The organism is Corynebacterium silvaticum, from assembly GCF_004382825.2.
In the GTDB taxonomy this organism is placed as follows: Bacteria; Actinomycetota; Actinomycetes; order Mycobacteriales; family Mycobacteriaceae; genus Corynebacterium; species Corynebacterium silvaticum.
Genome location: NZ_SDQO02000001.1, coordinates 576232 through 599952, shown reverse-complemented (window position 1 = coordinate 599952; position 23721 = coordinate 576232). Strand labels below are relative to the sequence as shown.

The window sequence follows — 23721 nt, the reverse complement described above, 5'->3', positions numbered from 1 at the left end:
GCCGCCATACGCTTATGCTTTTAGTTGTTCACCTTATTTAGTTAGTTGATCCTCGATACACTGCTGCTGCGCTTCTTGAGGAAGGTCACCGCAGCTATTAACCGTTTCTACGACAAGGGGGCCCACAATTGCAATGATTGCCAGTGAAGCAACGATAGCCAGCACGCTAAGAACCAGCGAGACAATAGACATACCTTTACGGGTTTTAGACCCTAAAGGCATCTTGCGTGCTTTCATCAGCGCAATAATTGCCAGAATGATGGCAATGAGCGCTGGAATAAAGGCAAAAACCAGGCCTACGATACTGAAGATGGCGAGAATAGAGACGATAGCAAAGCCCAGCGCCCAATAAGCAATAGTGTTGTTCGCCGGAGGTACTGCACCATACCCTTGATTGCCGTAGTTCATGCCGTTGAAGGAATCTTGGCCATAAGCCCCTTCAGGGTTCCCGGTTCCAGGATAAGCAGGCATTGAATTCGATTGTGACAGGCCGTCACCAAAATCATTCTCATTATTGCCATAGGGGTTCTTCGGGGTGGTCATAATGTCCTTCCGAGTAAAAGTGTCAATACTTGTAGGCTCCATTATGCCTATCAAGGTAATTAGTTTCGCAATAATAGTGTTTCTTTTTCAATTAAATCAGACATGCGCAATCTATTCAGCAGATCACGTATTCAGCAGATCACGAGTCCCACCCGATCTTTTACCAACGTCGTAAATAATCGATACGTGCTTGGAGCTGTTCAGCCGAGCACATGGCGGTAGGAGGGCCACCGCATTTTTTTCTCACCTCAGTGTGAATAGCGCCGTGGGGCCTACCAGTGCGTGAAGCTGTCACCGACACCAAAGCATTGAGTTCTTTGCGAAGTCGAGGAATCTCAACGCTTGCAACCCTGTCTGCAGGTTCCTGCTGCTGCGCTGTCCTAATGCTTTCCTCATTCTTTTCGCGCTCTTTCGCTTCCGCGTCTCGCGCATCAAGTTGCTCAGTTTGGTGCTTTCGGAGCAACGCTCGCATCTGGTCGGCGTCGAGAAGCCCCGGAAGCCCCAAGTAATCAGCCTCTTCATCCGATCCTGCGAAGGTACCCGTCCCATAGGATGAACCATCATAGATCAGCGAATCTAGCTCTGCGTCCGCTCCCAGCGACTCGTAGCTAGGCAGGTCATCCTTCTCAATCTCTTCCTTGTTCGCTTGGGCTAATAGCTCGTCATCCCAGCCTTCGCTGGGCCTATCTGGCTTACCCAAAACGTGATCACGAGAGTTCTCCAGCTTCGCCGCCAGATCAAGCAGCACGGGAACAGAAGGAAGAAATACCGATGCGGTCTCGCCTTTTCGGCGGGATCGCACGAATCGCCCGATTGCCTGTGCAAAGAATAGCGGGGTGGATGCGGATGTTGCATACACGCCAACGGCAAGGCGAGGAACGTCCACACCTTCAGACACCATACGCACTGCTACCATCCATTCATCGGTAGAGCCGTTGAAGTCTTCAATGCGTTGCGAAGCCCCGGCCTCGTCAGACAACACCACGGTGACAGGCGAGGAAGATAAACGCTCCAAAATCTTGGCGTAGGCGCGCGCCGTCGTTTTATCCGTTGCGATCACAAGACCGCCTGCGTCAGGGATGTGTTTGCGTAGCTGTAGTAGCCGCGTATGTGCGGCTTGCAGCACCGCAGGTATCCAATCGCCTCTGGGATCGAGAGCAGTCTTCCATGCGCGCGCCGTTTGCTCCGGGTTCAAAGGTTCCCCTAAACGCGCGGCGAACTCCTCCCCCGCGTTTGTGCGCCAGCGGGCTTCGCCAGAATAGGCCAAGAACACCACGGGACGCACTACGCCATCCGCCAACGCATCCGAGTAACCGTACGTGTGATCCGATTGGGAAACGAGGTGCCCTTCACCATCTTCTTCATAGCGAACAAACGGAATCGTGGAATCATCCGAGCGGAAAGGAGTTCCGGTCAAAGCTAATCGACGTTCCACGTCACCGTACGCATCGCGGATTCCATCGCCCCAGCTTTTGGCATCGCCGCCGTGGTGAATCTCATCCATGATGACTAAGGAACGCTTTGCGGTAGACACCGCATGATGCTTAAACGGGTGCATAGCAACCTGCGCATAGGTCACCACGATACCATCGTATTGGGGATTAACTGCATCGGAGTTTTTAAAGTAAGGGTCTAGAGCTAGCCCCACTCGTGCCGCTGACTGCGCCCACTGCACTTTTAGGTGCTCCGTAGGAACCACCACGATGACCCTGTCAACCGTACGGTTTTCTTTTAACTCCGTGGCCACTCTGAGCGCAAAGGTGGTCTTACCGGCTCCAGGCGTGGCCACTGCAAGAAAGTCCCGCGGGCCCTTCATCAAATACTTGGTAAGCGCCTTGCGCTGCCAGGCGCGTAGGTCGCTTTTCACTTTTTACGTAGGCCCCTATAGATACGTTCACAATCCGGGCACACAGGTGACCCAGGCTTAGCTTGTTTGGTCACAGGGAAGGTCTCCCCACAGAGAGCGACAACCATTTTCCCTGAAATCGCAGAATCAACAATCTGATCCTTTTTCACGTAATGGAAGAACTTCGGGGTGTCATCACCAGTGAGATTGTCTTCTCTGATGTCTGGACGTTCGATGGTCTGCGTGCTCGTACTCACTCCACCTATATTGCACCACGATGTGTGGTCTCGACTACGTGGGTCTACCCTAGGAGGTTATGCAGCAGCATCAAGGAGATCACAGTGAGCATAATCTTGCGGATACTGAGGTAGCCGAGCTCAAGCTAAGCCCGAAAGGCTCGTGTTTTACGCCGCCTCGTGGGCCATCGTGTGGAATTAGTCACCGATGCCAAGAAGAGCCCCTCAGAAGATCGCCATCACCGCGAAGTTGTCTACTCCTGGATTCAAGGATTAAGGATCCCTTTCCTGCTCGCAGCCATGGCCGCATATATCTGGATGCACAACATGGTTCTATCAGTCATCCTGTTTGTCATCTGCGTACCTCTCCCCTGGATCGCCGTCGTCATTGCCAATGGCGTAGGAGAGAAAAGAGATCCTCGCGCACCAACCGTGTACAAACCTGCTGCGGCACGGGAACAAGAACGGTATTTGAATGACGTCTACAGCAATCAAAAGCGGATTTCTGGTCCCTCCACGACAACAAATCAGCCTGTGGTTATTGACGCTGATGACGCAGACAATGACGCCTCACAAAATCCTACGTAACCGCTGTAGCGCAATACGAAACTGTGAGCGGCACCGGCAGGCGTCGACACGCTACAACCTTCTCAATGCTCCTTCCTTTAGCTTCCGTCGCTTAACCTGTTACGGTTTCTACAGTGTTTCACCCACGGTTCTCCCCACGCCGTTTCACAGAAAGACGTGCTACATACATGCGCAGTACTCTCACTGAGATCTCACCCCAGCTCGTCCAGACGCTTGAAGAGGCAGGCTTCACTCCTGCCGCGCTCCAAGAATATCTAGGACCTGCAGCTTTCTCGTCTATAGCCCGAGGTGAACCTGCATCGATCCTCTATGCACTGCGTACGCGAGAAGAAGAACCACTAGCCATCCTGATACGAGCTTTCCTGGTCCATGCTGAGGTACCTCGACAGCACCTTGACAGCGTTCTCGGCGCGCAGATCATCGACACTCTTTTAACGCTCGGGATGGCGCAGGAGAAGGACTCCCTAGTTACTATCGGGATTGATATTCGCAGCACCCTGATCGATGGTCGACTAGTCTGGGTTTTTTCTGACATGGATGCCTCTATGGTCGCACACCACGTCCCGGGGAAAGACCATGTGCTTGGTATCGGCGCCGCCAGCTTATCGCTACTCTCGACGACCCCACGCACGCCTGTCCACACGTTGCTCGACCTCGGCGCAGGATCCGGCATCCAAGCACTGGGCCAAGCTCCGCACGCGCGCACGATCGTCGCTACTGATGTCCACGATCGCGCTCTTGACTTTGCTGAAGCCAACGGTGCAGCAAATAACGTATCGCTCGACATACGCTCTGGCTCTTGGTTTGAGCCCGTGGCCGGCGAAAAATTTGATCGGATCGTAGCCAACCCGCCCTTTGTTGTCGGTCCCCCAGAAATTGGACATGTCTATCGCGACTCCGGCCTCGATCTAGATGGAGCCACCGAGTGTGTTGTCCGAGGTGGAGTCGAGCATCTCAAAGAACAGGGCTGCCTTCACGCATTGGGGTCCTGGGTGTATCGGGAAGAAGAATCTGTTCCGGCACGAGTTGCGTCATGGATTCCAGAGCTGGGAGTATCAGCATGGTTCATCCAGCGAGACACCGTCGATAGCATCGACTACGTCAACACCTGGTTGAGGGACGAATCCATAGATCCCCGCAGCAGCGAGGGAGCACAACGCACACAACACTGGTTGCAGCATTTTGACCGCGCGAACGTCACCGCAGTGGGATTCGGATTCATCGCGATAAAGCGTATCGACGATCATCTCCCCTCCGAGGTGGTCTTTGAGAACGTCTCCCACCCCATCGACGCCTATGTGGGCGATGAGATCCAAGAACACTTTGTGCGAATGGAATGGTTGCGGGATAAAGACGCGGAGGCAATTTTGGATGCCCAGTATTATCTGCGCCCTGGTGTGGCCAAAGAAGATGTCTCTACAACAGATCTGGAGACGGGCATGGGATTTGCACCAGCTGCGTTAAGGCTGACGCGCACCGATGGTTTCCGCTTTATTCACGACGTAGATCACCACATTGCCGCCATTATTGCTGGCTTACACCCAGCTGGGCTGCCCCTGCGCGAAGTCGCAGACCTTTATGCTTTTAGCAACGGACTTGAGGATAGCTCCCTCCACGCAGCCCTCATTCAACCCATCGTCGCTCTCATTCAACATGGGATTATTCTTCCCGCAGACATCACAACGGGTTGGTGATGACAATGCGCGCAGTCCTCACACGAGTAAGTTCGGCATCTGTATCCGTCGATGGTCATATCGTCGGCAGCATTGACGCCCCGGTTACGGGAGGGATTCTCGCACTGGTAGGAGTAGGAAGAGACGACGACTCCGATGCATGGAAGACAATGGCTCGGAAAATCGCGGAGCTTCGCATTCTTGAAGGAGAAAAAAGTGTTTCCGAGGCACAGGCCCCTGTTCTTTTAGTCAGCCAGTTCACGCTTATGGGTGCCACGGCCAAAGGCCGACGACCTTCATGGTCAGAGGCTGCTCCGAGAGAACAAGCAGAGCCCATCATGGAAAAGATTGCCACAGCATTAAGGCAACGTGAGATTCACGTGGAAGAGGGCCACTTTGGTGCGATGATGGAGGTCGCTTCCGTTAATCAAGGACCTTTCACCGTGATAGTGGAGTGTTGATTAAGCCGAAAAGATTATCCAATTGCACTCTTTCGGGGCTAAGAGATAACCCCGAGTTAATCCATCGAAGGCAATCGGGAACTTTCTTAGGGGGTTTTCCGTTGAGTCCCATAGAAGCGCCGACTTGAGGAGGTCATGATGACAGAATCATCCAGCCAAGAACTAGCTCAGGAGTTGATTGACCGCGGAAGTCGCCGTGGACAAACTAACGATAATCCCTCTGCAGACCTCGTCCGCGTTTATCTCAATGGCATCGGTAAAACTGCCCTATTATCCGCAGAAGATGAAGTGGAGCTGGCCCAAACTATTGAGGTTGGGCTTTATGCCGCGCATCTTCTAGAGGACTCTAAAGAACCGCTAACGCGCGCAATGAAGCGCGACCTTAAGGTTTTGGTCAAAGACGGACGCAAAGCACGCGCGCACCTCCTAGAGGCAAACCTTCGCCTTGTTGTTTCCCTAGCTAAGCGTTATACAGGCCGTGGCATGCCGCTTCTCGACCTCATCCAGGAAGGCAACCTCGGGCTTATCCGAGCCATGGAAAAATTTGATTATTCCAAGGGCTTTAAATTCTCCACATACGCAACGTGGTGGATCAGGCAGGCAATCACGCGAGGCATGGCGGATCAATCCCGAACCATTCGTCTCCCTGTTCACCTAGTGGAACAGGTGAACAAGCTCTCACGGATCAAGCGTGAAATGTACCAACACCTTGGCCGGGAAGCCACCAATGAGGAGCTTGCAGAAGAATCCGGAATCGATGAGTCCAAGATTGAGCTTCTGCTACGCCAGTCTCGCGATCCAGTCAGTCTAGATATGCCCGTCGGCGCTGATGAAGAAGCCCCTCTGGGTGACTTTATTGAAGACTCTGAGGCAACCGATGCCGAGTCCGCGGTCGTTGCTTCATTGCGTCACTCCGATATTCGTTCGGTCCTTGACACTCTTGAGCAGCGTGAACAAGATGTCATCCGCATGCGCTATGGCTTAGACGATGGTGTCCCCCGCACCCTTGATCAGATCGGCCGTCAATTCGGTTTATCCCGTGAACGCGTCCGCCAAATCGAACGCGAGGTTATGACTAAGCTTCGCGACGGTGCTCGCGCCGACAAGCTTCGCGCCTACGCAATCTAGCTCACCCATACACTCTAGAGACTCCCTTGAAGCAGGAAGGATTTCGCTTCAAGGGAGTTTAACTTTTCACTACCGATTAATTGGATTGTTCAATTTATTTTCAACAACCCATTCTGATACGCTATTGCTAGCGTGCGTGGTTTACACCCCGCATGCATGCTACTTAGTCCAAACCTGCAAGTTCGACAGAATCCATATAGATTTATGTAGGAGAACTCGCCACGAACTTTGATTAGCCTGCCCCACGGTGGATAAAGGAAAGAGGTTAAATAATGAAAGATTTGGTCGATACCACAGAAATGTATCTGCGGACCATCTATGAGCTGGAAGAAGAGGGAGTCACTCCCCTTCGTGCACGCATCGCCGAACGCCTCGATCAGTCAGGTCCTACTGTCAGCCAAACCGTTGCACGTATGGAACGTGACGGCCTTGTCGTAGTCGCATCCGACCGCAGCCTTCAAATGACACCTACTGGACGAGCTCTAGCCACCGCCGTGATGCGAAAGCACCGCCTCGCAGAGCGTCTCCTTACAGACATTATTGGCCTAGATATCCACAAAGTTCACGATGAAGCATGCCGCTGGGAACACGTCATGAGCGACGAAGTGGAACGACGCCTCGTCGAGGTCCTCGATGATGTCACGCGCTCCCCCTTTGGCAACCCAATCCCAGGCCTAGATGAGCTTGGCGTTTCCCTCAAGAAGAAGGAAGAACCAGGTAAGCGTGCCGTCGATGTAGCCCGTTCCACCCCTAGAGACGTGCGGATCGTTCAGATCAACGAGATACTTCAGGTAGATTCTGACCAGTTCCAGGCTCTCATTGACGCAGACATCCGAATCGGAACAACTGTCACGCTCAGCGAAGTAGATGGCCGAGTCACCATTACGCATGGCGAAAAAACAGTAGAGCTTATCGACGACCTAGCTCACGCAGTACGAATCGAAGAAATTTAATTTAAAGGGTACAGGCATGAAACTCCTTGTCACTGGCGGAGCTGGATATGTAGGAAGCGTCTGCGCTGCAGTCCTTCTAGAGCAGGGCCACGAAGTTACAATCGTGGATAACTTTTCTACTGGCAACAGGGAGGCCGTACCTGCTGGAGCCATTCTCGTCGAGGGAGATATCCGCGACAAAGCCAACGAGATACTTGCATCTAATTCATACGATGCCGTCCTACACTTTGCAGCACGCTCCTTGGTCGGCGAATCGGTGGAAAAACCCTCCGAGTACTGGCAGCACAACTTTGTTACCACATTGGCGCTCCTGGATGCGATGCGCGCCAACAACGTAGCAAATCTGGTTTTTTCTTCGACTGCAGCAACCTACGGCGAACCAGCTTCAGTCCCCATCACAGAGGACTTCCCCACCCAACCAACCAACCCCTACGGTGCCACTAAGCTTGCTATCGACCACGCCATCACGTCTTATGCACAAGCTTATGGCATGAGCGCTACAAGCCTGCGTTATTTCAACGTTGCCGGAGCTTACGGAAACATCGGTGAAAATCGCGAAGTGGAAACCCACCTTATTCCTCTGATACTCCAGGTTGCTTTGGGACACCGCGACAAGATTCTTATGTTCGGTGACGATTGGCCGACCGAGGACGGCACTGCGGTCCGCGATTACATCCATATCCGCGATCTCGCCGATGCTCACGTTCTAGCTATGGAATCCAATCAACCGGGTGTCCATAGAATTTTCAATCTTGGCTCCGGGGAAGGTTTCTCGGTCAAACAGGTCATAGAAGCGTGCCGTACCGTGACGGGACATCCCATTCCAGCAGAGGTTGCACCACGCAGAGCTGGTGATCCTGCTGTTTTGATTGCGTCTTCGGCCAAAGCCCAGTCGGAACTGGGTTGGCGTCCTACGCGCACCGATCTCTCCACCATTGTTGAAGATGCGTGGGCTTTTACCTCTCATCTGGGATGAACGTGCCCATAGCGCACCTAGATAACCGATTTCCATCATCCTGCAGCAGCATAAATTTCTATGTTTATGCTGCTGCATTCGTTTTCTTGTCATTGCACAAGCCGAGAGAATTCCATGTTTGTTGTACGCCTTCCTGCACGGCCTCGTACACACGGGATAGCTCCCCAGTTTGATACCCAGCTAGCAGTAAGCGGCTAAGGCGGTGGTCAGGACTGTCGTCTAAAGCGCTAGCCAAGGCAATGGGAATCCGTGGAGACAAAGGCGTACTACAACAGCTAATGGCATAAACGCATAACGCATTGGCACGGATATTGCCTGATGAGAGCTGTGCGACTTCACGAGTTACACGCCGTGCGGCCTCCGGCTGTTCAAGAAACTCGGAGAGGCATAAATCCCTGAGGAAGGAATCCGAGAATATCTCTCTGACTACGTTCAGTTGCGCGTCCTTAAGATAATGCGTGTCCGCGGGAGACTCACAAGCCGACATGAGGATCACACGAAGTTGATTAATTAAGTCATGTCCCTGCTGCTTATCATTTTTTATTGCTTGCGCCCGTATCAATGCACTTTGATGTAAAGACGCAACATCCAAATCCTCCAGCTGCTCCCCTGTTGCCTCAAAATAATGAAAGGCCTCCCCACGACTGATCGCGGGCAGCTCTCCGCATTCGAGCAAAGCCTGGCTGGTAAAGGATGCTGAGACCTGCGAGATCTTACCTTCCCGCCAGCCTCGATCCTTATCTGCCCATATTTGTACATCATCGCTTAGGAACAACGCCCGGTATCGCTGTGACGTAGCAATATCCGTGGTAATCCAGCATCCATCCAGGTGAAGAATCCCGCACTGAGATAATTGGGAAAGATAGTCTCGCAAGTCTTCGATCTGTTCTGCGCTTAATCGTGACGCAACCACAAAACCCATCACAAATTCCGGTTCCACAACGCTTAATGCCTGATCCACATCCGGCAGATGCCTAGCATCGCTAATATCCATACGTAGTACAGGACCCAGGGCTATACGGTTCTCAGAATTTTTGACGCAGGTAACAAATACCAAGGATTCATGTGGGTAATAGCCAAGCAAACCGGGGATATTGGCAAGTATTTCTCTCGGAGTAAAGACAATGTTCATGCCTCACATTTCTACTGAGACTGTCTCGGTTTAGATAGCGTCTGATGCTTGAACCGCTCTTATCGGTGGATAACTCTAGGTTTCCTTTGCTGCCTGTGTACAACTACTTTTCGCTTATCCTTAGCGGATGCTTCTACAAAAGCGCTGGTAACCGCGAAAAATACTCAGCGTGGAACAAAACCCTCACACGCCCTGTTGTTGAAAGTACACAGAGAAATGGCTGTTCAACGCCACTATTGTGTTCTATGGAGAAGACTGCGCTACCGCTTGCCCGCATTATCGTAAAACAGACTAAAATGGAAAATGGAGGGCTTAGCGTAAATAGTGGCCTCGTTATGTCTTTAGTCCTGCACTATGAACGCTATTAAGATGTGGGAAGATGTTTAGGAGGAGTAACAGTAACATGCAAGAGAAAAACGCTCGCATGTACGAATTAGAGTTCCCTGCGCCTGAAGTGTCTTTAAAAGACAGCGAAGGCCCGACTCTCATCGTTGCACTCCAGGGTTATGCGGACGCTGGACATGCAATCGACGCTAGTGCGGAGCATTTGCTTGCGGCTCTCGATCACAGGCCAGTGGCTTCATTTAATAATGACGAGCTCATCGACTACCGATCCCGACGACCTTCGGTAACCATCGAACACAATAATATTGTTAACGCAGAGGAACTCGCGTTAGGTATTGAGGTTCTCCGAGATAATTCGGGAACGCCTTTCCTACTTCTCTCTGGACCCGAGCCTGATCTTCGGTGGGATGCTTTTACTAAAGCCGTCGCGGATCTCGTGGAGCGCTTTGGTGTGTCTCGCACCATATGTCTGTATGCAGCTCCTATGGCTGCACCTCATACCAGGCCCATGGTGGTTTCCGCTCACGGAAACTCTGCGGACTTAATCGATCATCATTTCAGCTTAGATACCAGGATCACAGTCCCGGGGTCTGCCTCGCTTCAGCTTGAACGCCTGCTCAACAAACAAGGACGAAACGTAGCCGGATACACCGCACATGTGCCGCATTACCTTTCTGCATCACCGTATCCACAAGCAACGTTGAGCTTGCTTGAGGCTGTCTCTTCTTCCACCGGGTTAAAGTTTCCGCTTCGTACGTTGGAAGAGGATTCTCGCAAGGTTGCTCTTCAGATTGAAGAACAAGTTGCGAGTTCTGCAGAAATCGAAAATGTTGTTCGCCTTTTGGAACAACAATACGATGAAGAACTTGAACGGTACCGCGAGGCGAATCCTGAGGCCGTCATGCCAGGAGAAGGCGTTGTGCCTAACGCCGAGCTACTGGGAGAAGAATTCGAGAAATTCCTTGCAGACATCGATAATCGTTCTTTAAACGGCGGGAAAAGCGAGAACGACCAAGAGCAGTCTGCTCCTGTAGACACCACCGATACATCGGATGAGGAAACCGATCTCTAGCAACAAAACCAGCCGCCGCGAGGAGGACTAGTAAGCGTAATCCCTCCTCGCGGTGCAACGTCGTATAGCTGTTTTTCCATGATGCCTTTTCCGTTCTTAGCGCATGTGATACTCGTTTCAGCACACAGCAGCAAACCCGGCTAGGGTTAATCACTGTGAACCTTACTCAGATGCTCCCCGACCTAGAAGAAGTCCCCTCGTCGCTTTTAGACGATGCTATTTTTGATTCTTTCTTGGGGTGGACAAAGGCTAAGGGAATTTCTCTCTATCCGGCTCAAGAAGAAGCCGCTCTGGGAATCCTTGCCGGAGACAATGTGATCTTGGCAACCCCTACGGGATCCGGAAAATCCATGGTTGCTACCGCAGCTCATTTTATTGCGATGGCGCGGGGACAACACTCTTTTTATACGGCCCCCATCAAGGCTCTTGTCAGCGAAAAGTTCTTCGCACTATGCGATATTTTCGGCCCTGAGTCAGTAGGAATGATGACGGGTGATGCCACTGTTAACGGCAATGCCCCCATCATTTGCGCCACCGCCGAGATCGTTGCCAATATTGCGCTTCGGGACGGCGCTCGCGCTGATATCGACCAAGTGATCATGGATGAGTTTCATTATTACTCCGAACCTGGTCGCGGCTGGGCTTGGCAAGTTCCGCTCTTGGAGCTACCCCGGGCGCAGTTCCTGCTTATGTCAGCAACGCTAGGCGATACTTCTTTCTTGGAAAAAGATTTGGAACAGCGCACCGGGCGCGATACCCAACTGGTCTCCGGGTCCACAAGGCCAGTCCCGCTGGAATTTTCTTACGTCTATACCCCCATCCACGAGACTATTGAAGACCTTCTTTCAACGGGTAAGGCCCCTATTTACGTTGTGCATTTCACCCAGCGGGAGGTCATTGAACGCGCCCAATCGCTAACGAGCATGACGATCATAGACAATGCGGCCAAAGAAAAAATCGTGCAAGAGATCGGTGACTTTAAGTTCACCACAACCTTTGGGCATGTTCTTTCCAAGCTACTGCGTCGCGGTATTGGGGTACACCATGCCGGGATGCTCCCCAAATACCGCCGTCTAGTGGAGAAGCTCTCTCAGACGGGTCTTCTGCGAGTAATTTGCGGCACAGATACTTTAGGTGTGGGCATTAATGTGCCTATTCGCACCGTGTTGTTTACTGGTCTAGCTAAATTTGATGGCACGAAACAGCGCATCCTTGCGTCTCGAGAATTCCATCAGATTGCAGGCCGTGCGGGACGGGCTGGCTTTGACACAGTCGGATCCGTGGTCATTGAGGCTCCTGAATTTGAAATTGAAAATTGGCGACTCCGGCAACGAGCAGGCAGCGACCCCAAAAAGCTAAAAAAGCTACGCAAAAAATCGGCACGTGACGGCGATGTTGTCTGGGGAGAACGCACCTACGAACGCCTCAGCACCGCTGAACCGGAACATTTGCAAAGCCAATTTCGGGTATCTAATTCAATGCTCCTTAATATCATTAGCCGCCCCGGTAATGGCTACATGCATCTCAAACAGTTGCTTCGTAACAACCATGATTCGCGTGAAAAACAAAACAAAGATATCCTGACCTGCCTTGAATTATTCAGGGGGCTTCTCAACGCTGGGATCGTCGAGAAGCTAGAAACCCCGGATGAAACCGGCCGCTACTATGCGATTACCCAGGAGCTACAGCGCGACTTTGCACTCAACCAGCCCTTGGCACCTTTCGCGCTGGCTTCCCTTGAATTGCTTGATCGCCAAGCGGACACTTTTGTCCTTGACGTGATTAGTACATTCGAGGCTATTTTGGATGATCCTCGGCAAGTTTTGATCGCGCAGCAAAAAGAAGCGCGCGCAACCGAGAGAGCCGCCCTCAAAGTAGAGGGCGTTGACTACACCGAACGCATGAAATTGATCGAGGACATCACATGGCCAAAGCCATTAGAGGATGAATTAGAGAACGCTTTCGAGATATATGCACAGGGTCATCCATGGGCTAAAGAATTTGAGTTAAGCCCCAAATCAGTAGTCCGGGACATGATCGAGCATGGCATGACTTTCAGCGATCTGATAGCCACATATGGCCTTGCGCGCTCTGAGGGCGTGGTGCTGCGCTATCTCACCGATGCGTGGAGGACACTGCAGCACAGCGTCCCCGCCGAGTATCGCACCGAAGAGCTTGACGACGTCATCATGTGGCTCGGAGAGGTCGTACGCCAAGTTGACTCCTCGCTTGTCGACGAATGGGCTCAGATGGCAGACCCCGATGCACCGATTTCTCAAGAGACTCTTGAACGCGAGCTAGCTTTCGGAGTCGAAGACCCCACCGCACTTACAGCTAATAGGCGTGCCTTTACCATTATGGTGCGCAATACGATGTTCCGACTAGTCCAGCTTTTTGCAGATGAGAAGGAAAACCAGCTCAAAGAAATGCTCGCTTATCTCGGCGAAGTTCCCGATTTTGGAGCTGCTTTGGATGATTACTTTGACGAGTACGCGGACCTCGACACGGGACCCGAGGCCCGCGGTCGGGAGTATTTCTTTCTTCAAGATTCTGGTAGAGCCTGGCAAGTCCGTCAGATAATCAAAGACCCCGCAGGCGATAATGCCTTTGCTTTTGTTGGAACCGTTGATCTCGATGCTTCTGATGCCGCAGGCGAGGTACGGTTCTCGCAATTAACACTCGATTACGCGAACTAGCCTCCCGCGTGGTTATGCACGTACGCAGCGCCTAGGATTTTCAACTCCTAGGCGCTGCGTACGTAATCATCTCATAGGAACTGTAAAGGAATGCAGAACCTATAGTTTCCAGCGAGCCGTGTTTAACCAGTTGTATGTAAGGAGTTGCGTTTAACGAGCAGCCTCAATTTGTACTGCCTGTGCGATGGCTTGCATTACGCCAGCGATCTTGATGCTCTCCCAGACCTGTTCCTTGGTCAGTCCCTCTTCTTGCACTGTTTTAACGTGTGCTACTGCGCAGTGCTCGCAACCATTAATAGCGGAAACAGCGACAGCCCATAGTTCAAAGTCAGCTTTATCTACGCCGGTCTTGTTGATGATGTTCATTCGCAGGCCAAATTTCACCTGCGCAAAGTCATCACCAAACCAGCTCTTTGCGCGGTACGCCACGTTATTCATAGCCATAACAGTCGCGGCGGCAAAAGCAGCTTCAATTGCCTCTGCAGAAAGATGATCCTGAGCCTCATCAAGGATTTCTGAGATAACCGTATCGTTGCGGGTGGCTGCCGCAGTGGCTACTAAAGTTCCCCACAGCTGCTGCTCACTCAGTTCAGTAGACCTAACCAGGGTACCGATGTTTAGCTTCTGGTCCTTTGCGTACTCCGGAAGAGCATTCTTAAGATTCTCGATGGACATGTTTTCCCTTTCATTGAAACGTTCTTATCTAAAAGTGGCCCGATATCAGTCTCTCTATATAAAATCTCTATACAAAGGATGAGTCGGGCCAATCACGCCCTTTTAACTCTTTTAGCTGCGGGCGTTATCACAGTTGATTATGTCAACTGGTTACTTCAGCGATTCCTGAACGACCTCAAATTTGTCGATGTTCTTGGTTGGGTCGTTCTTCTGCCAGTTACAAGCACAGACCTCTTCAGACTGGAGAGCATCCAGTACGCGAAGAACCTCATCTACGTTGCGACCAACTGCATTTGGGGTAACGGACACAAACTGAATGATTCCGTCGGGGTCGATGATAAAGGTCGCACGGTCTGCAACACCTGCAGCATTCTCAACGCCAAGCTCACGGATAAGTTCGTGCTTGATGTCGGAGAACATTGGGAATGGGACGGTCTTGAGCTCAGGGTGAGTAGCACGCCAGTTAAAGTGAGAGAACTCGTTGTCAATGGAACCACCAAGGATCTGAGTATCGCGATCTTGGAATTCCTCATCGAGCTTGCCAAAAGCGGCAATTTCGGTGGGGCACACAAAGGTAAAGTCCTTCGGATAGAAGAAGACTACCTTCCATTTGCCTTCGTACTTGTCCAAAGAGACGGTCTCAAAGTAATCCTCAGGCTGGGAGGCGTTAACATCGTGCAGGTCACCACCTTTGAGGGCCACGAGCTCGAACTCAGGGAACTTCTCTCCAACTGTCAGGATTGCCATGTTTTCCTCCAATAAAACAAATGACGTTACTTTTATTTCCGTAGCCAGCCGAAAATCCACAGGTTTCTCGGTTAACCACGGCAGATCATGCTCAAATGCATGCCAAAAGATACCTGCAACCGCGGGTTTTGTTAGGGCTTAAGCGGTTCTCAAACCACACACTAGCCCCACATAATCCTTCTTATAGCAGGCACGCTTAATAGGTTTCACCGTAGTGTCATGCACCTACAATCGTTTATACCTATTCCCCACCACAGTGTCAATATGACTTTACGATTTAACGAGCTATAATAAATAGGTATGAGCAATAAAGAATACCGACCAACTCTCGCGCAACTACGAACTTTTGTCACAATCGCGGAAAATAAGCACTTCGGAAGCGCTGCAGCCAAGCTATCCATTTCCCAACCGTCCCTATCGCAGGCCCTGGTTGCCCTAGAAAATGGCCTAGGCGTGCAACTTATCGAGCGCTCCACCCGTCGGGTTATCGTAACCCCCGCAGGTGAGGCCCTCCTCCCCTTTGCAAAAGCCACATTAGATGCCGCCGATGCCTTTACATCTTATGCACAGGGAGCATCCGGGACGCTTTCAGGACCCCTGTCTTTAGGCATTATCCCGACGATTGCGCCTTATATCCTTCCGCAACTACTTGATTTAGTACATGAGGAATTTCCTGATCTCGAGTTACGCATTATTGAAGAACAAACCAAGCATCTGCTTCAACAGCTGCGCGACGGCCAACTCGATTGTGCAGTACTGGCGCTTCCCACAGAGCAGCCAGGAATTATCGAGATGCCTCTTTACACCGAAAACTTCCGAATGGTGCTCCATAAGGATCACCCATTTGCAGGCTGCGACAATCTCACATTGAGCAGCCTGCGAGACCTTGACCTTATTTTGCTTGACGACGGCCACTGTTTGCACGACCAAATCGTAGACCTTTGCAAACAAGTAGATGTTAACCCCGCGCGTTCCAAGAACGCGGACATGCGTGCAGCTAGCCTTACCACCGTTATGCAACTCGTAGGAGCGGGTCTTGGAAGTACACTGGTTCCCGAGAGTTCGATACCTATTGAATGCAGTCGACCCAATATCGCGACAGCAAGCTTCGCCCGTGAAGTAACTGCCTCGCGCCAGGTTGGATTGATCTTCCGCGCCTCCTCCACCCGTACAGAGGAATATCAAAAGCTCGGTTCAATTGTCGGCCAGGCCTATCACAATATCTTAGCCTCCCAGGCGTAAAAATAAAGCAAAAGCGCTGTTCGGCGAGGTTTAGTTTCACCGAACAGCGCTTTTAGAGTTTTGTTTTAGAGCCAATCCCTAATATTTCGGGTACGGGCCACCTGCGAGTTGCCTATAAGCATGAACCGTAGCGTTATAAACGACCGGAAGGGCGATAATCATTCCTAGTCCAAGAGTAAAGATCATAAGAGCAAGAGAAAGAAGTCCAGTGAGGATCAAGAAGCCAAGGATCCGAAGGTAATGTTTCTTCCCCACAGCACATCCCCATAGCAGAGCATCTTTCACTCCGCCCCGGCGATCTGCCGCATAGTACGCAGAAAAACTTACAAACGGCTGGATTAATAAGGAGATAAGCACATAAGCTACTACTCCTCCTACCACCAAAGCAACAAATTGTGGGTCATTCAGGGTAGTAGTGATATTCACCAGATTGACACCTAAAACAACCCCGATCACAGCCACCACAAGAAACTCGATCGCCATAATAACGATTAAGGTAAGAGTCGTGGGCCAATAATTCACTTTTTGGAAAACAGCAGAAAAAGAAATACTTTTCCCGTCTATTTGCCGCAGTAATAATTGGTACAGGAACGCAGTAAAAAACACAATAATCAACGACGTAACAATGTCAAAGACTGGGGTGCCCGAGTCTTCAGGGGTTGGGATGGAATTGGAACCGGCTTGAGAGACCACCTTGGATACCGCCAGGCCAATGCTCCCGCCGACCAGGATCAGACAGAAGATAAAAGAGCCAAAAATCCACAGTGCTGGACGAGCAAAAGTGATTCCAAATCCATATTTAATTGCAGTCTTAATCTGAAGCTGTGGATCACCAGTAACCATAAATCGATCCACATCCGGGTGCATCTCCTGCGCCGTGGGGTTTCCATAAGCGCCGTTATCTACCCCAGCGGTTGATTGCCCCATCGCATGTGCGGAATAGCCGTCATAGCTTCCCGTCTGATTCTGCCGAGCGTCGGAAGCTAGATAAGGAAAATCCGGCTTGTCTTCTGGGTGATTGACTTCTGGATAAGGACGAAAATCATCTGTCCCACCCTTATTATGGTCCCCTATCGCATTGCCATCTTTATCGTGCGGGTCAGACATCATGCCTCCATTTATTTTCTTATATAGTAAAAAACGATTTTCATTGTATAGATTATCTGTTTAAACAGAATGGGGGTAAGCTCCGACTCCCCACCCGCCTCTTATACATACAAAATAGGAAATAATACCCACATTAGGGGCTGTAGGTGCAGTATGCTCCTCACAAGCACAAGGTATGTACTCAACAGTTGAGATTCGCTTACTCAACAGCGCCAAGTACCATGGTCAGGAAATGAATACTGCGAAACATCAGACCAGCAATAACAAGAACATTGATACCAACGCGAGCTCAACTTCGCACAGGAAGCAACGGAGCTCAGTAGCATCTCCTCGGCCACATGCCGAATTACGCTCAGCAAAGCAAGCGCTTCGCGCACAACTTAGCCAGGTCAGCATTACTGAAGAACGAGGCTTTCTTCGTCGTATTCACAAGGCTTCCTCCATGGGCGCAATCAAGGCTATCGCCGATGATATTGATCAAGCCCAGGCGACATTATTGCAACGGGCAGCAGGCGTCCCTGCTGTTACCTTCCCCGAAAACCTTCCGGTTTCTAGCCAGCGCGATGCCATCGCAGAAGCTATTACCAACAATCAGGTTGTGATTATCGCGGGAGAAACTGGGTCTGGAAAAACCACACAGATCCCTAAAATCTGTTTAGAGCTAGGCCGCGGAGTACGCGGTTTGATCGGGCATACGCAACCGCGGCGACTTGCTGCGCGCACGGTTGCAGAACGCATCGCAGAAGAACTCGGCCAAAAAATCGGCGATTCGGTGGGGTACGCCATCCGCTTTGATGATCGCGTTTCCGCATCCACGTCCATCAAATTGATGACCGACGGCATTCTGCTTGCAGAGATGCAGCGAGATCGTTTCCTCAACGCTTACGACACAATAATTATCGACGAAGCCCACGAGCGCAGTCTCAATATCGACTTTATTCTCGGCTATCTCAAACAGCTTCTTCCGCGGCGTCCTGATCTTAAAGTCATCATTACCTCTGCGACGATTGATCCAGAGCGGTTTGCCCAGCACTTCGCTAACGCCCATGGCGTTCCTGCGCCAATCATTGAGGTCTCCGGGTGCACATACCCCGTTGAGATTCTTTATCGTCCTCTTGAAGTCTCCGACGGGGAAAAACTTATAGACGTCGACCCCATCGATGGGCTCACCCAGGCTATTCAGGAGCTTATGGGGTACGGCCCCGGAGACATTCTCTGTTTCTTTGCCGGAGAGGCGGATATCCGTGAAGCAATGGATGCTATCGAAGCCAAACGATGGAAAAACGTTGAGGTTACTCCCCTCTTTGGGCGCCTCTCCAACCAAGAACAACATCGGGTTTTCTCTCCCCATTCAGGACGCCGAATTGTTTTGACAACAAACATAGCGGAAACCTCACTTACTGTTCCCGGCATTCATTTTGTAGTGGACACTGGAACCGCACGCATTTCAAGGTATTCCACCCGGACAAAAGTCCAGCGTCTTCCTATCGAACCAATTTCGCAGGCGAGCGCTAACCAGAGGACGGGTCGCTGTGGTCGCGTCACCGACGGCATAGCAATCCGGTTGTACTCCCAGCAAGACTTTGAATCTCGACCAGAATTTACTGATCCAGAGATCTTGCGAACAAATTTGGCTAGCGTCATTCTCCGGATGGCTTCTCTAGCATTAGGGGACATTGAAAACTTTCCTTTTATTCAAGCTCCCGATACCCGAGCCATCCGCGATGGCTTCTTATTGCTTAGAGAACTAGGAGCACTGACCGATTCCGACCAAGGAGACTCCCCCAAACTCACCACGGTTGGACGAAGCCTAGCCAAGATTCCTTTGGATCCTCGCTTAGCTCGAATGCTGATTGCAGCGGAAGAATTTGGTTGCCTCAGAGAGGCCTACATAGTGGTAGCCGCTCTAAGCATTCAAGATATCCGTGAGCGTCCGTTAGAAAAACAAAGCCAGGCTGACCAACTTCACGCCCGTTTTAAGGACACGCGTAGCGATTTTCTTAGCTACCTTAAGCTCTGGGAATATGTCTCAGAAAAGCGCGCAGAACTGTCTGGTAATGCTTTTCGACGTACCATGCAATCCGAATTTTTACACTATATGCGCATCAGAGAATGGTCAGATCTCATTCGTCAGTTGCGCAGCATCGGCGAACAAATTGGATGGACCAACCCAGATGACATTGGAGGTCACCTCGATCCAGACAACCTACACAAAGCTCTCCTCTCTGGATCGCTATCCCACATCGGTTTGAGAGATGGAGACTCCAAAGAGTTCATAGGCAGCAGAAACTCCAGATTTTTGGTGTTCCCGGGTTCCTCCCTGGCCAAACGCCCACCGCAGTTTCTTATGGCAGCGGAACTGGTAGAAACTTCCCGGTTGTGGGCACGGAATGTAGCGGAAATCGACCCTGCTTGGGTCGAACATATAGGTAAAAATCTGCTCAAACACCATTATTCTGAACCATATTGGTCCACAAAACGTGTGGCAGCCATGGTGCACCAGAGATCTACGTTATATGGTGTCCCAGTTATTGCTGATAGATCAGTCGGGTATGCCTCTATTGATCTTCGTGCTGCCCGCGATATGTTCATTCGGGAGGCGCTGGTCAACGGCAATTGGAGTACGCACCATGCGTTTTATCGTCGTAACGCAGAAAAGCTACTCTCTGCTGCGCAAATTGAAGAAAAAATCCGACGCCGCGACGTGGTAGTCGATGAAGATACCCTCTTTAGTTTCTACGATTCCAGGCTCCCTGAGCACATCGCCACCGGGCGTTCCTTTGACCGCTGGTGGAAAACCGCTGCGCAGAAAACGCCACACCTTCTGGACTTTGACCTAGAGGAACTCTGCCGAGAGGGGGCAGCAAACGTTGATGAGCAAGACTTCCCCGATGTATGGCGCCGAGGATCTTTGGAATTCGGCTTAACCTATCACTTTGATCCCAGCGCCGAAGACGACGGCGTCACCGTCCTCGTACCCGTACCGTTGCTAGGAGGCCTCGATGCCGATGGCTTTGAGTGGCTAGTTCCAGGTTTGTTAGAAGATCTAGTTACCGACCTGATCCGTTCCTTACCCAAACACCTGCGTAAAACCGTTGTTCCCGCACCAGATTTTGCACATAAAATCACGACCATGCTGAGCTATCGCGACGGTTCTCTTTATCAGCGTATCGCCGAATGCTTATCGGAATTGGGTCGCCCTGGAATATCTGCGGATGATTTTAACCCGCAAGCGCTTCCCAAACATCTCAAAATCACATTCGCTGCTGTGGATAAACGCGGACGTATCATCGATCGGGATAAATCGCTCGAATCACTCAAATCCCGGCGTTCTGAACAAATCCGGGCATCAGTTTCTCGTGTATCCCATGCCGTTGAGCAATCCTCTGCTAAAGAATGGACTCCGCAGTCTCTAGGAACTATCTCGCAAGAAGTCACCACAAAAGTCGATGGTCAGATGGTCACCACGTACCCAGCGCTCGTGGTCACGCCGGAAGGTGTTTCCGTCAAGGCTATGGCCACTAAACGTGAAGCTGACGCCTCCATGTTTACCGCGACCCTCACCCTGCTTCTTAAAGCGGTGTCCGTGAATACTCAAAAAATACTCAATGGACTGCCGCTTCAGCAACGAGTTGCGATAGAAAATTATCCGCATGGTGGCGCCACGGGCTTTGTCAACGACGCGCGAGTTGCAGTCGTTCGAGATTTGATCATTGCTAACGGTGGCGCGGTGAGATCACCAGAAGAATTCTCCAAGCTGCAAGCGATTATTAAACCGTTAGTTCCTAGCAAGGTGCGTTCAATAGTTGTCGAGTTAGCCCCCGGCATTAACTCGTATCTCCGCATCACACCAGAGATCAGCAATTGGACAGGCCCGGCTATCGACGACATCAATAATCAGCTCAATTTTCTACTTCCGCCGCATGCTGTATCCCACCACGGGGTACAGCATCTCAAGCATCTTTCGAGATATGTACAAGCAATCATGCTCCGGCTTGAAGACATGGAACGGATGCCTGACCGAGATGCGGATAGGCAAGCGCTGGTTAATCAACTAGAACGAGACTTAGCTCAGAAAGTCCAAAAATACGGACATGGAAAATCTGCTCGTCATGTACGCGAGATTCAGTGGATGATTCAAGAATTGCGTGTCAGCCTTTTTGCCCAACGATTAGGAACTACGCAATCGGTCTCTGAGAGAAAGATCGCCAAGGCAATCGAACAACTCTAAAAGCTACGATCGCGACGACGCATCAAACGGATCTCAGATTCAAAATCATCAGCACTCTCAAATGATTTATACACAGAAGCGAAACGCAAATAGGCAACCTCGTCCAACTTCCTCAAAGGTTCCAGAATTGCCAGGCCTATATCATTTGCATGAATCTGAGAACTTCCGTGTTTCCTAATACGTTCTTCTACTTGTTGAGCTAATCGTTTTAGTGCGTCTTCACTCACATCGCGGCCTTGGCAGGCTCTACGCACTCCGACGATAACTTTATCGCGACTAAAAGGCTCTGTTAGGCCGTTACGCTTTACTACTAATAACTGTGCTTTTTCTACAGTGGTAAAGCGACCTCTGCACTTCGCACATTCACGCCGCCGCCTAATTGCCGAACCAGCATCAATCATTCTGGTATCGATAACTTTGGAATGCTCATGATGGCAGAACGGGCAGTACACTTTAAATAATCCCTACACTCGATAGTCGTTTAACTAGCGTAGTTTAAAGGCTACCGCACCGACCTAAACAATAACTGCTAAATAACAGCCACCAAGAGCACACGATCCTTGTGCGTGATGCATTGTTACTACCGCTGTGCTGGAACTCCGGCTTGAAGCATCGCAGAACCGGGAACATTCTGTACCGGGATTTCATTTGTGTTTCCCTCAATCTCACCGGCAACGATAATGCCGAGAAGAAGGAAGAGACCAAAAACAGCGCCGGCAAGGGCATTGCTGATGTGTTCCTTCCAACAAGGAGTCACCATGCTCAACGAACTCCGATGCACCTTTTGATTCCGTTCGATGTATCCAGTCTCTTCTACCAAAGAAAGCGTACGAACATTCGTTTCAACATTATTACTGCGATTCACGCCAATGTCCCATACGTCAGACGGAGGAACGATCTGAGCTCGATCCATGCGAGAATCAATCATCATTTGAGGGCGATAAGCCAGCGTCATTACATTTCCTAACTTTTCGCAGCAAAGAAATCATCTCTACTGATTAAGCAATAAAGCCACTATAAAAACCGCTTCAAACACATCACGCAAAAACACGATCATATGTTCGAGAATTCAACCACATGTTCGATTTTTACACCTGTTCGAACTTATGGTCAAGTCTTTCCGCCATTTTTTCGAACATATCACCCTAAGAGCACAAAGATAAGCTAAGGTAAACAGCAGTAGAGAACGAACACGTTCGCGGAGCATCAAACAAACTTCCCCCAGCAAACTCCGAAGGGACACGACATCAATGCCAAAGCAATCCACTAGGCAAAACAGCACCGAACCCGATCAAAAGAAGCTTTCCGAACGCCAACGCCGCATCCTTGAAGTAATCAGGGATGCCGTCGTTTTGCGCGGCTACCCGCCAAGCATTCGCGAAATTGGAGATGCAGCAGGACTACAGTCCACCTCTTCCGTGGCTTATCAGCTTAAGGAACTGGAGAAGAAAGGTTATTTACGCCGGGACCCTAACAAGCCACGCGCAGTCGATGTCAGGACACTGCCCGAATCCAGCACACCCAAACCAGGCAGGAAACAAAGCGTCAAGACCACAAAGTCACCCGACCCTTCCGAGACATCGCCCACCAGCTTCATTCCTATCGTGGGATCCATTGCGGCAGGCAGCCCAATCCTGGCTGAAGAAAACGTCAATGCCTACTATCCACTCCCCCAAGAGATTGTGGGAGATGGGGAGCTGTACATGCTCGAAGTCGTAGGTGAGTCCATGCGCGATGCCGGAATCCTCAACGGGGACTGGGTGGTAGTGCGGTCCCAGCCAGTTGCAGAACAGGGCGAATTTGTTGCCGCACTAATTGATGGCGAGGCTACGGTGAAGGAGTTCCATAAAGATGCTTCAGGTGTATGGCTACTCCCCCACAACGATGCTTTCTCGCCAATTCCCGGTGATCAAGCGGACATTATGGGCAAGGTAGTCTCCGTCATTCGGAAGCTCTAGGCCCACCCTTACCCTTTGATACCGCACAGCGCCATTACCCCCGCTTCGGGGCGGGTGTACAAAGCAAGATAAACATCACATTCAAAGAAAACGGACACTACCACCTTGGCTA

The 23721-nt window shown here is 50.9% G+C and carries 18 protein-coding genes and 2 pseudogenes; 11 read left to right on the top strand and 9 right to left on the bottom strand.

Annotated features, from left to right (window positions below):
* Window positions 1–33: 33 nt before the first annotated feature.
* From ET810_RS02795 to ET810_RS02785, 3 genes are all read right to left on the bottom strand, one after another.
* The gene (locus ET810_RS02795) at window positions 34–543 is read right to left on the bottom strand and encodes a hypothetical protein (protein ID WP_087454105.1); all 510 of its coding nucleotides are present in this window, start codon (window positions 541–543) and stop codon (window positions 34–36) included.
* 160 nt (window positions 544–703) lie between these two features.
* Window positions 704–2410 (bottom strand): DEAD/DEAH box helicase, encoded by a 1707-nt coding sequence (locus ET810_RS02790; RefSeq protein WP_134315928.1) that lies wholly within the window; start codon window positions 2408–2410, stop codon window positions 704–706.
* Complete coding sequence (locus ET810_RS02785; RefSeq protein ID WP_013242069.1) at window positions 2407–2646, bottom strand: DUF3039 domain-containing protein; 240 nt, start codon at window positions 2644–2646, stop codon at window positions 2407–2409. The genes ET810_RS02790 and ET810_RS02785 overlap by 4 nt, the downstream gene beginning before the upstream one ends.
* A 59-nt stretch (window positions 2647–2705) precedes the next feature.
* Here ET810_RS02785 and ET810_RS02780 point away from each other — a divergent pair.
* The 6 genes and pseudogenes from ET810_RS02780 (at window position 2706) to galE (ending at window position 8429) form a co-directional block, all read left to right on the top strand.
* Window positions 2706–3213, top strand: a pseudogene (locus ET810_RS02780) (DUF3099 domain-containing protein).
* A 167-nt stretch (window positions 3214–3380) separates the two neighbouring features.
* Entirely contained in the window at window positions 3381–4907 is a 1527-nt protein-coding gene (locus ET810_RS02775; RefSeq protein ID WP_134317663.1) for a DUF7782 domain-containing protein, read from the top strand.
* A 5-nt stretch (window positions 4908–4912) separates the two neighbouring features.
* On the top strand, window positions 4913–5347 hold the full coding sequence (dtd, locus tag ET810_RS02770) for a D-aminoacyl-tRNA deacylase (RefSeq protein WP_087454902.1): 435 nt from the start codon (window positions 4913–4915) through the stop codon (window positions 5345–5347).
* 138 nt (window positions 5348–5485) lie between these two features.
* Window positions 5486–6475, top strand: a complete 990-nt coding sequence (locus ET810_RS02765; protein ID WP_014525892.1) for a sigma-70 family RNA polymerase sigma factor — start codon at window positions 5486–5488, stop codon at window positions 6473–6475.
* 272 nt (window positions 6476–6747) lie between these two features.
* Window positions 6748–7428, top strand: a complete 681-nt coding sequence (locus tag ET810_RS02760; protein WP_087454108.1) for a metal-dependent transcriptional regulator — start codon at window positions 6748–6750, stop codon at window positions 7426–7428.
* 16 nt (window positions 7429–7444) lie between these two features.
* A pseudogene (gene galE / locus ET810_RS02755) lies at window positions 7445–8429 on the top strand (UDP-glucose 4-epimerase GalE).
* Between the two features lie 39 nt (window positions 8430–8468).
* Here the strand turns inward: galE and ET810_RS02750 are convergent.
* Window positions 8469–9536 (bottom strand): DUF4192 domain-containing protein, encoded by a 1068-nt coding sequence (locus ET810_RS02750; RefSeq protein ID WP_087454109.1) that lies wholly within the window; start codon window positions 9534–9536, stop codon window positions 8469–8471.
* A 403-nt stretch (window positions 9537–9939) separates the two neighbouring features.
* Between ET810_RS02750 and ET810_RS02745 the strand changes: the two genes are divergently transcribed.
* Both ET810_RS02745 and ET810_RS02740 read left to right on the top strand, forming a co-directional pair.
* Window positions 9940–10953, top strand: coding sequence for a PAC2 family protein (locus tag ET810_RS02745; RefSeq protein WP_134315929.1), 1014 nt, complete (start codon window positions 9940–9942; stop codon window positions 10951–10953).
* A gap of 155 nt (window positions 10954–11108) precedes the next feature.
* Entirely contained in the window at window positions 11109–13649 is a 2541-nt protein-coding gene (locus ET810_RS02740) for a DEAD/DEAH box helicase (protein ID WP_166740999.1), read from the top strand.
* A 150-nt stretch (window positions 13650–13799) separates the two neighbouring features.
* Here ET810_RS02740 and ahpD read toward each other — a convergent pair whose 3' ends face one another.
* Both ahpD and ET810_RS02730 read right to left on the bottom strand, forming a co-directional pair.
* Window positions 13800–14324, bottom strand: coding sequence for an alkylhydroperoxidase, AhpD family (ahpD, locus tag ET810_RS02735; protein WP_087454111.1), 525 nt, complete (start codon window positions 14322–14324; stop codon window positions 13800–13802).
* A gap of 150 nt (window positions 14325–14474) precedes the next feature.
* Window positions 14475–15071, bottom strand: a complete 597-nt coding sequence (locus ET810_RS02730) for a peroxiredoxin (protein WP_134315930.1) — start codon at window positions 15069–15071, stop codon at window positions 14475–14477.
* A 300-nt stretch (window positions 15072–15371) separates the two neighbouring features.
* Between ET810_RS02730 and ET810_RS02725 the strand changes: the two genes are divergently transcribed.
* Window positions 15372–16313 carry a LysR substrate-binding domain-containing protein gene (locus tag ET810_RS02725; protein WP_087454113.1) on the top strand — a complete coding sequence of 314 codons (942 nt, stop codon included), beginning with the start codon at window positions 15372–15374 and terminating at the stop codon, window positions 16311–16313.
* Between the two features lie 78 nt (window positions 16314–16391).
* Here the strand turns inward: ET810_RS02725 and ET810_RS02720 are convergent, their stop codons facing one another.
* Entirely contained in the window at window positions 16392–17423 is a 1032-nt protein-coding gene (locus ET810_RS02720; protein WP_233426025.1) for a DUF2189 domain-containing protein, read from the bottom strand.
* A gap of 229 nt (window positions 17424–17652) precedes the next feature.
* Between ET810_RS02720 and hrpA the strand changes: the two genes are divergently transcribed.
* Window positions 17653–21651, top strand: a complete 3999-nt coding sequence (hrpA, locus tag ET810_RS02715; protein ID WP_134315931.1) for an ATP-dependent RNA helicase HrpA — start codon at window positions 17653–17655, stop codon at window positions 21649–21651.
* Here the strand turns inward: hrpA and nrdR are convergent.
* Together nrdR and ET810_RS02705 are read right to left on the bottom strand one after the other, a co-directional pair.
* Window positions 21648–22103: a transcriptional regulator NrdR gene (gene nrdR / locus ET810_RS02710; protein WP_087454115.1), complete on the bottom strand. Its 456-nt coding sequence runs from the start codon at window positions 22101–22103 to the stop codon at window positions 21648–21650. The two genes, hrpA and nrdR, sit on opposite strands and share 4 nt — an antisense overlap.
* A 128-nt stretch (window positions 22104–22231) precedes the next feature.
* Window positions 22232–22606 (bottom strand): cell wall hydrolase, encoded by a 375-nt coding sequence (locus ET810_RS02705; protein ID WP_087454116.1) that lies wholly within the window; start codon window positions 22604–22606, stop codon window positions 22232–22234.
* A gap of 295 nt (window positions 22607–22901) precedes the next feature.
* Between ET810_RS02705 and lexA the strand changes: the two genes are divergently transcribed.
* Complete coding sequence (gene lexA / locus ET810_RS02700; protein WP_087454117.1) at window positions 22902–23609, top strand: transcriptional repressor LexA; 708 nt, start codon at window positions 22902–22904, stop codon at window positions 23607–23609.
* The last annotated feature ends 112 nt before the right edge of the window (window positions 23610–23721 follow it).

Excerpts from the sequence above, each read along its gene's own strand:
- lexA (WP_087454117.1), top strand. The coding sequence starts at position 22,902 with ATGCCAAAGCAATCCACTAGGCAAAACAGCACCGAACCCGATCAAAAG.
- hrpA (WP_134315931.1), top strand. The coding sequence starts at position 17,653 with ATGAATACTGCGAAACATCAGACCAGCAATAACAAGAACATTGATACC.
- ET810_RS02795 (WP_087454105.1), bottom strand. The coding sequence starts at position 543 with ATGACCACCCCGAAGAACCCCTATGGCAATAATGAGAATGATTTTGGT.
- ET810_RS02730 (WP_134315930.1), bottom strand. The coding sequence starts at position 15,071 with ATGGCAATCCTGACAGTTGGAGAGAAGTTCCCTGAGTTCGAGCTCGTG.
- ET810_RS02765 (WP_014525892.1), top strand. The coding sequence starts at position 5,486 with ATGACAGAATCATCCAGCCAAGAACTAGCTCAGGAGTTGATTGACCGC.
- ET810_RS02725 (WP_087454113.1), top strand. The coding sequence starts at position 15,372 with ATGAGCAATAAAGAATACCGACCAACTCTCGCGCAACTACGAACTTTT.
- ahpD (WP_087454111.1), bottom strand. The coding sequence starts at position 14,324 with ATGTCCATCGAGAATCTTAAGAATGCTCTTCCGGAGTACGCAAAGGAC.
- ET810_RS02750 (WP_087454109.1), bottom strand. The coding sequence starts at position 9,536 with ATGAACATTGTCTTTACTCCGAGAGAAATACTTGCCAATATCCCCGGT.
- ET810_RS02745 (WP_134315929.1), top strand. The coding sequence starts at position 9,940 with ATGCAAGAGAAAAACGCTCGCATGTACGAATTAGAGTTCCCTGCGCCT.
- ET810_RS02760 (WP_087454108.1), top strand. The coding sequence starts at position 6,748 with ATGAAAGATTTGGTCGATACCACAGAAATGTATCTGCGGACCATCTAT.
- ET810_RS02775 (WP_134317663.1), top strand. The coding sequence starts at position 3,381 with ATGCGCAGTACTCTCACTGAGATCTCACCCCAGCTCGTCCAGACGCTT.
- dtd (WP_087454902.1), top strand. The coding sequence starts at position 4,913 with ATGCGCGCAGTCCTCACACGAGTAAGTTCGGCATCTGTATCCGTCGAT.
- ET810_RS02720 (WP_233426025.1), bottom strand. The coding sequence starts at position 17,423 with ATGATGTCTGACCCGCACGATAAAGATGGCAATGCGATAGGGGACCAT.
- ET810_RS02705 (WP_087454116.1), bottom strand. The coding sequence starts at position 22,606 with ATGACGCTGGCTTATCGCCCTCAAATGATGATTGATTCTCGCATGGAT.